Below are 12450 nucleotides of genomic sequence, written 5' to 3'. Positions count from 1 at the left end.
TACGCTGCCCCGGAACCACGGCTGTTGCGCGATGCAGTGAGTGCTGCAGGCGTCCTGTCTCCTGCTCTCGCTGCCCTTACAAGCTTTTCATATCAGGCCAGTGCCATATATGCTCCTGATGTTTTAGGTTAGTAAATTACGCTGCCCATATCCCTGACAGCTGTACACTCCTCCGGGCCCACATAGAATGAAAAAACCTTCAGCCGGTTCCGGGGTGATACTTTGCGGCGGGCTTTTTAAGAAAGGCAGAAAACCAATGCCTGCCTCGGGTTTATAGAGCACAGTTTATGGCCCGGGGTTTACACCAGAAATTTTTTTGCCTTATCTTACTGCCATTAATGGATATATAACAGCAACATATGGCCACATACGAAGAACTATTTGAGAACAACCGCAGGTGGATTGAACAGAAGACCGGCACCAACAAAGACTTTTTCCTGGAGCTGGCGAAGGACCAGAACCCGGACTATCTGTATATAGGGTGCAGCGACAGCAGGGTGACGGCGGAAGAAGTGATGGGGCTGGGCCCCGGCGAGGTGTTCGTACACCGCAATGTCGGCAACCTCGTCAACAACGTTGACCTGAACGTCATGTCAGTCATCAACTACGCCATCCGGCACCTGAACGTCAAGCACATCATTGTTTGCGGGCATTATGAGTGCGGCGGCGTGAAGGCGGCCATGGTCTCGAAAGATTTGGGCCTCCTGAACCCGTGGCTGCGGAACATCCGGGACGTTTACCGGTTGCACAAGGCCGAGCTGAACGCCATAGCCGACGAGCGCCAGCGGTACGACAGGCTGGTGGAACTGAATGTGCAGGAGCAATGCACAAATATCATCAAGACGGCAGCGCTGCAGCTCACCTATGCCGCGGAGGGCCACCCCGCAGTACACGGCTGGGTGTTCGATATAAAGTCCGGCAGAATCATTGACCTGCACATCGACCACGAGCGCATCTTACGGGACATCAAGGACATCTATAACCTGACAGGGAGCTAAGGCAGGCGCACCTCTGGCATCACCCTCTCCTGAAGCAGCCCATATATGCCTGGGCTGCTTCAGGTTATATATAAATCCGGCTGATCTGCTGGCCAGGAGCTTCTTTGCTGCCAGCGCCTAAGGTATCTTATTTCACAGAAAGCATATCGGTTAGGTTGTCTGCTGCCGCCCTGTAGTAGATATGGCCTTCTACCTCCAGCCCGTCCAACATCTTTTGGGTGAACTTGACGGGATAGCCCGCCTTGTTATAAGCGTAGGAGCAGGTGTAGGACAGGTCTTTCCGCACTTTGCCATATAGGTCTTTGACGGTGTAGCTGACGATGTTGTGCTCCCTGTAAGGCAGCTCCAGCGGCATGAACCGCGCCTCCAGCGGCAAGCTGCTCAGGTAGCCGGGCTGGTCATCATACCTCAACTCAATCTGCAGGTAGGGCCTTTCGGACATATGGCCGTAGTAGGCCACCCTCGCTAGTTTGCCCTGGGCATACTCATATTTTATCCGCTTGGATATATATCTCGGGTCATTCAACTGCATTTGACTCCACAGTCGAGCGTCATAGAAGTAATATATGGATTCCTGGAGCTGATTAGTTTCGTTATATTTATGATGGACTGTATGCCCTTCTGTACGGTGCTGGAGGTACACACTCTGCGACTCCTCCATCACCAAGCCTTCATTTGAACGATTAGAAATCATCTCCTGCTTATGTTCTATGGAGTCGCGGCTGTCCCAGCCGATAGTGCCATTGTCGGGATGATAGGTTATATTCAGTATTTTATTTTTATATCTGTCCTCAAGCTTTTCAAACACCTCATCGACGTATTGGTAAGTCACCTCCTCGTAAAAATCTGGCCTAGTGGTGGTGACGCTGTAGATTCTGCCATCAGCATATAAAAACTCGTGCGTGGTGCCGCCGATGGTCATTTTGGTGGGATAGAGCACTTTTTCTTCGCTTCCGGAGCAGGCTGCCAGGAGCACGAGAAAAGGGAGCAGGTAAAGGTTACGGAGCTTCATAGGAGGTGCTTTTGAGGTGATGCGTGAAATTATTTCTCCAAAACATTCAATCTATTTATAGAACGGAACCTGGAAAGCAGGGTTCGTGCATCTATATATAAACCCGGTGCTGGAGGCCTCAGAACCGGAACAGAGTTTCTCTTCCGCCCACCTTGCCGCCGAAATTGCGGATGTTGTAGGTAAAGGTCAGCATGTAGTAGCGGTTCAGCGCCTCCACCTGGTAATCCTCTATCAGGTTTTCCCGCATGACCCTGTAGGCGCTGATGTTCTGGTTCAGCAGGTCATATACCGACAGCTTCAGCTGCGCGCGGTCGTTTTTCAGGAACAGGTAGGTGACCCCGGCACTCAGCCTGCCGAAGCTTTTCTGCAGGCCCGGCACCGCGTTCGAGTTGTACCAGTAATCGAAGGTGGCCTCCCACACCACTTTCTCCGGCAGGCGCACCACAATCTCCGACCTGGATGTCCGGGTATGGAAGCGCAGGTTGTCAAAAGTGTTGCTTTCGTAGGCGCTCCGCTGATAGCTGAGGGAAAACTCCTGGTTTAGCTCCAGCTTGTCATCCAGGTTCAGCCGGGCCTCCAGTTCGGGGTTCAGGCTCCAGAAACGGCCGTAGCTTCGGATGCTGTTCAACAGGATAAGCGACCTGGTATAGGAGAAAAACAAATCAGCCCCCACCGAAAACTGGTTCTTGTCATTGCACTTGTAATCCTTCATCACGCGCCCGCGCCCGCTCAACCGCCAGTTGCCGTCGGTGTTCACGGGTCTGATCTCCTGGACGCCGTTTTCGTCAACGGTGCGCGCCTGGGTGATGTCGTTGTTGCTGTAGGAACCGAAGACGGAAGCGTCGTAGTTGACGGATTTCCCTGTGTCGTACTTCCTGAAGCTCAGGCCAGCATTATTAGACACTGCAGGCCGTAGCCGTGGGTTGCCGTACCGGATGAACAAAGGGTTTGTGTTGTCCAGCACCGGCTGCAGGTCGGTTGCGTTCGGCTCTCTCATGTCCGCATTGTAATTGAATTCGAACTGCTTCCATTCAATCCGTAGGGAGGGGAACACGTAAAAGTAGCTCTGGTTGATGTCCGGCGACTTCTGAAAGCCGTTCCGGATGGCGAGGGAGGTAAACTGGATTCCGGGCGATATTCTCACTTCCTTTATTTTCCAGTTCACGCCCGTGGTCAGCAAATTCCGCCATCCCCTCCGATCGAGGCCGTTCGACAAGCCGGCCACCGGCACGTCATACAAGCCGGTTTCAACATTCGCCATATAGGTGCGCAGCACGTTGTCGTCCCTGAAATACTGCACGTTCAGCCTGGCGAAGGCGCTCAGGTCTTTGCTCACCGGCTCCGTGAAATACAAGGTGTTGTACATGTTAAACGCATCGTTGTCGGTGTCCCGGAGCTGGTCGAGGAAGGTGACGGTGCGTGTGGGTTGGTAGAAGATGTTCTCCGCCTCGTTATACTGGTCATGCCCGGCGCTGGAATTGTCCAACGTGCTAAAGAGGCTAAACCGCCGCCCCTTCTTCCTGAATAAGCGCTGAAACGACAGGGTGTTGGAAAACCCCAGGCTCTGCTCGTCCACCAGCTCCTCGTTGGTGCTCTCATTCAGCAGCTCGGATACATTCCGGAGCGTGTTTATATAGGCAAGCTGGCTGGAGGAGCCGTTGGACAGGGTGACGCTGGGGCTGATGCTTAAATCCGTCAGGGTGTCGGGTTTCCACTCCACCTTGCCCCCCAACCGGTGGCTCAGGTTGCTGCGGTGCTGGTTCCTGTCGCGGCGCGTGTTCAGGGTGTCGGTTTGCAGAAACTGCTCGCTGTTCACGAGCTGGTTCACGTCCGCGTTGATACCGCCGAAAAAGTACTGCAGGTTCAGCTTCAGGCCGCTCCTCGTGACGGTGTTGAAATTGGCACCGCCGCCCGACGACTGCTGTATGCCCTCGCCCGTGGCCCCGAAGGAGATGCCGTTCAGGGCAAATCCCCCGTCTCTGCGCACCATCATGCTGTTGAAGCCGCTGCGGTCAAAGCCCCCAATCCTGCTGATGTCCTCTAGCCCGAAGCCGGGCCGGTTGAGGTTGTTGGAGTAGCCCAGGACACTCAGCTGCGTCGTGTCGCGGAAGAAATTCAGGATGCCGCCGCCCTCGTACCGCTCGTCGGTGCCCCCGCCCGCGTACAGTTTCCCGAACATCCCCTTCTTGATTCCCTTCTTGAAAGTGAGGTTGATGACCTGCGGAATGTCCATCTTTGGCATGTCGGGGTCGCGGCGCAGTGCGTCCTGGTCGTCCATCACCTGCACTTTCTCAATCACGTCGGCCGGCAGGTTGCGCGTGGCGATTTTAGGGTCGCTGCCGAAGAACTCCTTGCCGTCCACGAGTATTTTCTGCACCGCCCTCCCGTTCACCGTAATATTGCCCGCCGCATCCACACTCACACCCGGCAGTTTTTTCAGCAGGTCCTCCACCAGGGAGGTAGGCAGCGTTTTGAAGGAGGCCGCGTTAAACTCCAGCGTGTCGTTTCTGACTAGCACGGGCGGCGTCTCGGCCAGGATGACCACCTCCTTCAACTGGCGCGACGTCTGTTCCATGCCGACAACCCCCAGGTCAAGCTCGGGCTTTTGCGGCGTCAGCCGGAACTCCTGCCGGTACACCCCATATCCCATCATGGTCACGATCACCCGGAGGTCCTGGCTCACGGGCAGGCCCGGCACCTTGAAAATCCCCTCCTCATCGCTCATCCGGAACGTGACCATGGCGGTGTCGGCGGCGGTGTAAACGGCCACGGTGGCGTAAGAAAGGGCTTCTTTGGAGGCGTTGTCCTGCAGCTTGCCCGTCAGCTCGCCATTCCGGCTCTGGGCGCTGCTAAGGCTTGGGTAGATGGAAAGGAGCAGCAGGAGAAGGGGCAGCGTTTGCTTTATCAGGGCTTGGGAGGCGTACATCATCTGTTCAGGTGTTAGGTATCCTACAGCTGTCACCCTCAGTCGCCTTTGCCCGCACGCTACCTGTAGTTCACCTCAAGCTAAACAATCTATTTATATTTTGAAAGTTTATTATATATACCTGAATTTATTAAAGTCAGCATAAATGCCTGGGAGTGGAAATGCGGAAAGGGGCGGTAAAAATGCCCGGGTTGAGGAGCAGCCATATATGGCAGGACTGTTTGATTCTACCTGTACTGGCGCGAATCTTCGGAATCGTGAATTCAGGATAGATGTGGCGTCTCCCCGAAGTAGTAGCTACAAGCGAGGACATTCGCACCCTAAGTCCTAAATGGGTTCACACCCCGATGCAGGAGCAAGCTTATATATGGTTAGGCACGCTTAAAAGAGCTGGCTCACGAACTTGACGATTTCCACAGTCAGGGCAAGCGCGCCCACAAGGATATAAAAAAGCGCCTCGGCCTTCCATATTTTGATGATGCTTTTCATATAGCTTTCTGTTTCAGATTTTTACATACGCTTAAAACCTGGTCTATGCCGCCTTTACATCAAAAATAATCAACCATGTATGGCAGAACTGAACCCTTACCACCTTATCTAACTTTAATAAGTGATTCTTTAGGACTTCATTCCTGTCGCGCCGGCATGGTCATGAGTCCGCCCGCCATAGCCTAAATTCGGCTGAGGCAGGTTTTCAGGCTGTCGCGCCAGTAGGGAATCTCAATGCCCAGGTTTTGCTTGATTTTCGATTTGTCCAGCACCGAGTATGCCGGGTGCCTGGCTTTGGTGATGTACTCGGAGGTGCGCACGGGCAGTACCCTGACGGATATATGGCTCAGTTCGAAAATGGATTTGGCGAAATCGTACCAGGAGGCGAGCCCCTCGTTGCTGTAGTGGTAGATGCCGTAGGCAGTGTTGTTTGTCTCCATGATATGGGAAATTACCTCCGCCAGGTCCATGGCATAAGTGGGTGTCCCGACCTGGTCCCATATCACCCGCAACTCGTCCTTTTCCCGGCCCAGCCGCAGCATCGTTTTCACGAAGTTGTTCCCGAACTTGGAGTAAAGCCAGCTGGTCCGGATGATGAAGAAGTTGGCTATATAGCCGGGGATGGCCTGCTCGCCCTCCAGCTTGGTGGCGCCATATATGTTCACCGGCGCGGCGGCGTCCGTTTCCGACAAAGGATGCAGTGCAGTTCCCGGAAAGACAAAGTCGGTGGAGACATGGATGAGCGTGGTCCCGAACTCCCGGCACAGTTGGCTCAGGCTGATGACGCCGTCGCGATTGATTTGCCTGCTCAATTCCGGCTCGTCCTCGGCCTTGTCCACGGCCGTGTAGGCGGCGCAATTGATGCAGTAGGCAGGCTGATGCGCCGCAAAAAAGGCGCGAAGGGAAGCCGCATCCGCTATATCGGCCTCTTCCCGTGAGAGGAAAATAAGGTTGCCTGCGTTCTTTTCTTTTGCCACTGCCTGCAGGCACTGCCCCAACTGCCCCGAGGCCCCAATCACGATTGCTTTGTTCATATAGGCGTTTTAAGTTGCTGCTGCTTCCAGCTCATCCGGCAATTTACGACACCGCCGCGCATATATAAAATAAAACAGCTTCCCTGATCAGTATATATAAAGCTACACCCAGCGGCTCAGGAACTGGTTGAAAGCGTCCTTGTACTGGTCGCTGACGGCAATGTTGGTCTCCCCTATCTGCACCTTGTTGCGGGAAACGGCGCTGATTTTGTCGAGGGCCACGATGAAGGAGCGATGGATGCGCATGAACCTGCGGGCGGGCAGCTTCTCCTCCAGCGCCTTCAGGCTCGTCAGCGACAGGATCGGCTTCGCCTCGCTCCCGAGGTGGACCTTAACGTAATCTTTCAGTCCCTCTATATATAAAATATCACTGAAGGCGATGCGCACCAGCTGGTACTCCACTTTCAGGAAGAGGTATTCTTCTTCCGGCTCGGCCGCCGGGGCGGGCAGGGCGGCGACAGGCTTTTGCAGCAGCCCCGCGTAGGCCTGCGCCTTGCTGGCCGCCTTCAGGAAATCGGCGTAGTTGAAGGGCTTCACCAGGTAATCCAGCGCATCCACTTTATATCCCTCCAGCGCATACTGGCTGAAGGCGGTCGTGAAGATGATGCGGGGCCCGACGCCGTACTCGCCCTTGTCGAGCACACGCGCCAGCTCAATGCCGCTCAGGTCGGGCATCTGGATGTCCAGGAACACCAAATCCACCGGCTGCTGGTGCAGCCCGTGCAGCGCCTCCACCGCGCTGGAGTAACGCCCCACCAGTTGCAGAAAAGGGGTCTGGTCGATAAAGGCGGCGATCATGCCCAGCGCCAGGGGCTCGTCGTCCACGGCGATGCATTTCAGTTTCATGTCAGGTTCAGCGTTAGGTGTACGCGGTATTCGTTCTCCGGCGTTTTGTCTGTGATGGACAGGTTATAATGCCCCGGGTAAAGCAAATCGAGGCGCCGGTTGGTGTTCACCAGCCCAATGCCGCTGCTCTCCTCCAGCACCACGCGCTTTTCGGGCAGTATCGTGTTGCGCACCTCCAGTTCCAGCGCCTGCCCCTGCTGGTGTATGCCTATATATATCCTGCTCGGCAGCAGCGCGCTCACACCGTGCTTGAAGGCGTTCTCCACGTATGGCAGAAACAGCATCGGGGCCACCAGCACGTCCTGCACCGGCGACGGCCGCTCGAACGTCACCGTCACCTTCTCTGTCAGCCGGAGCTTCATCAGGTTCACGTAATCCTCCAGGAACTCAATCTCTTTGCTCAGCAACGTGGTGCCCGACTGTGTTTCGTACAGCACATAGCGCATCATCCGCGACAGCGTATGGAGCGCCTCCCGGGAGGTTTCGATGTTGATCATCGTGAGCGCGTAGATGCTGTGCAGGGTGTTGAAGAAGAAGTGCGGGTTTATCTGTGCTTTCAGGAACGAGAGTTCCGAGCTGATTTTCTGCCGCTCCAGGCTTTGCCGGACCTCCGCGTCCAGTTGCCATTTCTGCACCGTCTTGATGCTGGTGCTGATGCCCAGCACCAGCAGGGTGGCCAGCATCATCACCGGATTCACATACGTACCGCCCTTGTGCGGCTTCCCCGATTCACCTGGGTTAAAGGCCTGGTGCATCAGTTCCGGCAGGTTCAGCCACACATCCGCCACTATGCTCGCCAGCACCACGAACACCACCGCACCGAGTATGGCTGCTGTAAAGGCCCCCACCCTGTTCTCAAACAGGAGCCGGGGCACCAGCAGGTTCGTGTTCAGGTAAAAAAGGCCCACCCACAGGACAAACACGACGCCCTGCTTCACCCAGAACTGTATAGGCAATTCGATGTCCCAGGCTAGGGGCTGGCACAACAGCAGCAGCAGCCCAAGCAGCACCAGCCCCTGTATCAGGAGGTACCCGTGTCGGTTTATGAAGGTATTGGCCATTGTGACGGTTAATATAGCTATATATTACAAACCTACAACCGATTCACTTCCAAAGCCTTCCTTATCTACTGCTTAGCTTATTTCACCGACGGCTGGCCCCTATTTCACCTATGATTTGCCGTGCCCGACGGGCACTTTCCGCATAACCGTGATCATCGGCTGATCCAGGCTGCTCGTCGGCGTTTGGCAGCCGCCAGTCTATTCGGTTTTTTTATCCGGCGGGGAAAGATTTGCTTTGTTCAGATTTATATGCAAAAGTCAACACCATGAACAAATTACTCTCTACGCTCGTCCTTGCCTGCCTCTGCCAGGTTGTTGTGGCGCAGTCGCCCGCTAACGAAGGGGGGCCGCTGGCTTCCACAAACGCCACCGGGGCCACCGCCGCAGTTGCCGCTCCCGCCACGGTGGCGGGCAGCATCACGGGCACGGTGGTGGATGCCGCCACGCAGCAGCCGGTGCCCTACGCCACCATTGCCCTCGTGAACCCCACCACCAACCAGCCGGTGGATGGCACGATGGCCGACGACAAAGGAAAGTTCACTTTAGAGAAAGTGGCAAGCGGCTCCTATAAAGTGGCCGTCTCTTTTATAGGCTATGAGGCGAAGACTCTGGATCTGGTAATATCGGACAAAAACGCCTCGGTTGACCTGGGCAAGATTGGCATCAGCTCCACCGCCAAAGCCCTGAATGAGGTGGTGGTAGAGGGGCAGCGCGCCATGATAGAGGAGAAAGTGGACCGCACTGTATATAATGCCGAGAATGACGAATCGAACAAAGGCGGCGACGCGGCGGATGTGCTGCGCAAGGTGCCGATGCTGTCGGTGGACCTGGACGGCAACGTGTCGATGCGCGGCAGCCAGAACATCAAGGTGCTCATCAACAACAGGCCCTCCACCATCACGGCGGGCAGTGTGGCCGATGCCCTGAAGCAGATTCCGGCCGATATGATTAAGTCGGTGGAGGTCATCACTTCGCCTTCGGCAAAATACGACGCGGAAGGTTCTGCCGGTATCATCAACATCGTGACGAAGAAGAACACCCTGCAGGGCGGCTCGCTGAGCGTTGACACCGGCGTGGGCCTGCGAGGCGCCAACCTGGGCCTGAACGGCAGCTACCGCACCGGCAAGATGGGCTTCTCGCTGGGCGGCTTCGGCCGCATGGGCTACAACACGCCCGGCAGCTTCGAAAACGAGCAGACAACCTTGGTGGACGGGGTACAGAACGTAATCCGGCAGGAGGCGGAGACGAGCAACAACATGATGTTCGGGCGCTATACCCTCGGCTGGGACTACGACATCAACGAGAAGAACTACCTCAATGGTTCGGTGCAGTACGGGGTGCGGAACTGGCATGCCAACCAGGATGACCTGCTCTCGCAGTTCTTCCAGGGCGGCTCCCTGTTAAGCACTTCCCTGCGTGATGTGGAAACTACCGACAACTCCGGGACAGTGGACGTGAACCTCAACTACACCCACACCTTCGACAAGCCACAGCACGAATTCAGTGTGCTGACGCAGTTCAGCCGTAACAACCGCACCAACGACTTCCTCAACCTGATATATAGCGGTGACGCGGAGGCGATAGAGCGCCGCCTGAAGAACATCAACGAGAGCTTTAACCAGGAGTCTACGGTGCAGCTGGACTATGCCAACCCGATAGCCAAGAATCAGATGGTGGAGCTGGGCGTGAAACAGATTACGCGCCAGGTGACCAGCGACTACGAGACCCTTACGGCTGGCGATACCGGGCCTTTTGAAGAAGTGGCTGGAAACGTGTTCAACTACAACCAGGATGTGACGGCGGGCTATCTGTCTTACACGCTCACCACAGTCAACAACTACAGCGTAAAGGCAGGTGCCCGCTACGAGTACACCACCATCAACGCCAAGTTTAAGGAAGTCGAGGAAGATGTGAGTATACCGTCATATGGCGTGCTGGTGCCGAGCATTAACCTGTCGAAGCGGCTGAAGGACGGCAATACCGTGAAGCTGGCCTACAACCGCCGCATCCAGCGCCCGTCGCTGGAGTTCCTGAACCCGAACGTTCAGAACCCGAACCAGGCTTTGCCAACGGTGGGTAACCCTGAACTGGACCCGGAGTACACCAACAACTATGAGCTGTCCTACAGCACGTACTTCAAAACAACGTCGCTCAACTTCTCCACTTTCGTCCGCAATACCAATAACTCGATACAGGCGGTGAGGAAACCAATGGGTGACGGGGTACTGGTGACAACCTTTTCAAACATCGGCCAGGAGGAGGCATACGGCGGAAGCATTTTCGGCAGCATCAACCTGAGCAACAAACTCACGCTGAACGGCGGCACCGACATTTACTACGCCGTGCTGAACAACAACGCCGAGGACCCTGCCCAACAGGCAAGCAACAGCGGCGTGGTCTACAACGTCCGGGCGATGGGTAACTACAACCTGGGCCAGGGCTGGGGCATCCAGGGCTTCGGCTTCTATCGGGGCAGCCAGGTGCAGTTGCAGGGCAGCCGGGGCGGCTTCGGCATCTACAGCCTCAACCTGAAGAAGGATTTCAACGAGGGCAAGGGCAGCATCGGGTTCGGCGCTGAGAACTTCCTGTCGCAAACCATGCGGATGAGAAGCGAACTGAACACGCCGACCTTCTCCCAGACGAGCACCAACGTGATGCACAACATGAACTTCAAGGTGAACCTGAGCTACCGCATCGGCAAGATGACGGATGGCCCCCGAAGAAGAGGCAAATCAGTGAACAACGACGACCTGAAAGGCGGCGGCGAAAGTGGCGCACAGGCTGGCGCTATGCCGCAGGCGGCAACTGCAGCGCCACAGGGCGGCGGCATGCCGCAGGGAGCAGCCCCAAGGGGCGGTGCAACAGGCAGTGCGCCGCAGGGGGTTCGCCCAGGTGGAGCACCCGTACAGTCGCCAGCCACAGCTCCTGCCGTAGAAGCACCGGCCACGCCCGCAGACACCACAGTGGCCAACCCTGTGCAGGCCGACAGCCCACAACAGCAGAACCTGACCGGCCGTTGGAAAGGCACCGTGGGAGGGGCTGAATTGAACCTGGACCTGGTGGCGGATGACACCACCTTGACCGGAACCATGCAGACGCCAATGGGCCAGACGCCCATCACAGACGGGATGGTGATGGGCGATGAATTCACCTTTAATCTTTCTTTCGAAGGAAACGATATCCTCCACAAAGGACATATAGCAGGTGACAGGATTACGCTGAAGGCAGAGTTCCAGGGCCAGCCGATGGAAATAACGCTGGAGCGGGTTCAGTAAAAATTACGCCATGGCGTCCGGGCTATATATAAACCGGGCGTATTGGCTTATATTACACAGGTATAAACTATAACCTATAAACCGATCAAGTATGAGAAACTATCCTGTCCTTTTAAGCGCCCTGGCCCTGGCCACCATGCTGCACAGCGCAAGCGTTGCCGCCACAGACAATCCTATTAAGGGAGCCACTGCAACCACCGCCGTGGCCGTGACCACCCTGCCGGTAAACACCGCAGGCAGCACCATGACCTGGAATGCAAAGAAATTTGGCGGCGAGCATACCGGAACGGTGCAACTGGCCAGCGGCAACCTGGAAGTGAACGGCCGCAAACTGGTGGGGGGCAGTTTTGAAATCGATATGACTTCCATTACGGACACCGACATCACGAACCCGGAATTTAACGCGAAGCTGACCAATCACCTGAAGTCAGAGGATTTCTTCTCGGCGGAGAAGCACCCGGTGTCTACATTCAAGATAACGAAAGCAACCCCCATAGCGAAAGCAAAAGCGGGAGCTCCCAACTACACCATCACCGGCGACCTCACCATCAAGGGCATCACCAACGCCATCACTTTCCCGGCCACGGTAAAAACGGACGGAAAGGCAGCGGAGGCAGCCGCCAGAATAGAGCTGGACCGCACCAAGTGGGACATCAAGTACCGCTCCGGCATGCTGGGCACGGCGGCAGACAAAATCATCGAAGATATCTTCACCATCGACCTGAAGCTGAAGGCGGGCGGCGGTGGCCAGTCGCTGGGCAGCAGGTAAAATATATGCTGAGGGGGTTGTCGCGCGTTACTTATTTGGG

Annotated in this window: 8 protein-coding genes; 3 read left to right on the top strand and 5 right to left on the bottom strand. The window is 55.9% G+C overall.

Annotation, left to right across the window (positions count from 1 at the left end):
• Positions 1 to 359 precede the first annotated feature (359 nt).
• A complete protein-coding gene (locus GSQ62_RS19275) occupies positions 360 to 998 on the top strand; it encodes a carbonic anhydrase (RefSeq protein ID WP_161891011.1) in 639 nt (212 codons plus the stop codon).
• Positions 999 to 1125: 127 nt separating this feature from the next.
• Here GSQ62_RS19275 and GSQ62_RS19270 read toward each other — a convergent pair whose 3' ends face one another.
• From GSQ62_RS19270 to GSQ62_RS19250, 5 genes are all read right to left on the bottom strand, one after another.
• Positions 1126 to 2010: a hypothetical protein gene (locus GSQ62_RS19270; protein ID WP_161891010.1), complete on the bottom strand. Its 885-nt coding sequence runs from the start codon at positions 2008 to 2010 to the stop codon at positions 1126 to 1128.
• A 118-nt stretch (positions 2011 to 2128) separates the two neighbouring features.
• The gene (locus tag GSQ62_RS19265) at positions 2129 to 4939 is read right to left on the bottom strand and encodes an outer membrane beta-barrel protein (RefSeq protein WP_161891009.1); all 2811 of its coding nucleotides are present in this window, start codon (positions 4937 to 4939) and stop codon (positions 2129 to 2131) included.
• A 668-nt stretch (positions 4940 to 5607) separates the two neighbouring features.
• Positions 5608 to 6459, bottom strand: coding sequence for a dTDP-4-dehydrorhamnose reductase (gene rfbD, locus GSQ62_RS19260; RefSeq protein WP_161891008.1), 852 nt, complete (start codon positions 6457 to 6459; stop codon positions 5608 to 5610).
• A gap of 102 nt (positions 6460 to 6561) precedes the next feature.
• Positions 6562 to 7305, bottom strand: coding sequence for a LytR/AlgR family response regulator transcription factor (locus GSQ62_RS19255; RefSeq protein ID WP_161891007.1), 744 nt, complete (start codon positions 7303 to 7305; stop codon positions 6562 to 6564).
• Positions 7302 to 8366 carry a sensor histidine kinase gene (locus tag GSQ62_RS19250; protein ID WP_161891006.1) on the bottom strand — a complete coding sequence of 355 codons (1065 nt, stop codon included), beginning with the start codon at positions 8364 to 8366 and terminating at the stop codon, positions 7302 to 7304. The genes GSQ62_RS19255 and GSQ62_RS19250 overlap by 4 nt, the downstream gene beginning before the upstream one ends.
• 266 nt (positions 8367 to 8632) lie before the next feature.
• On the opposite strand from GSQ62_RS19250, the gene GSQ62_RS19245 reads away from it, so the two are divergent.
• Complete coding sequence (locus tag GSQ62_RS19245; protein ID WP_161891005.1) at positions 8633 to 11641, top strand: outer membrane beta-barrel family protein; 3009 nt, start codon at positions 8633 to 8635, stop codon at positions 11639 to 11641.
• 91 nt (positions 11642 to 11732) lie between these two features.
• Positions 11733 to 12410: a YceI family protein gene (locus GSQ62_RS19240; RefSeq protein ID WP_161891004.1), complete on the top strand. Its 678-nt coding sequence runs from the start codon at positions 11733 to 11735 to the stop codon at positions 12408 to 12410.
• The last annotated feature ends 40 nt before the right edge of the window (positions 12411 to 12450 follow it).

The organism is Pontibacter russatus (assembly GCF_009931655.1).
GTDB lineage: Bacteria > Bacteroidota > Bacteroidia > Cytophagales > Hymenobacteraceae > Pontibacter > Pontibacter russatus.
Note: the sequence above shows the minus strand (reverse complement) of the source record. Positions and strands in the feature narration are given on the sequence as shown.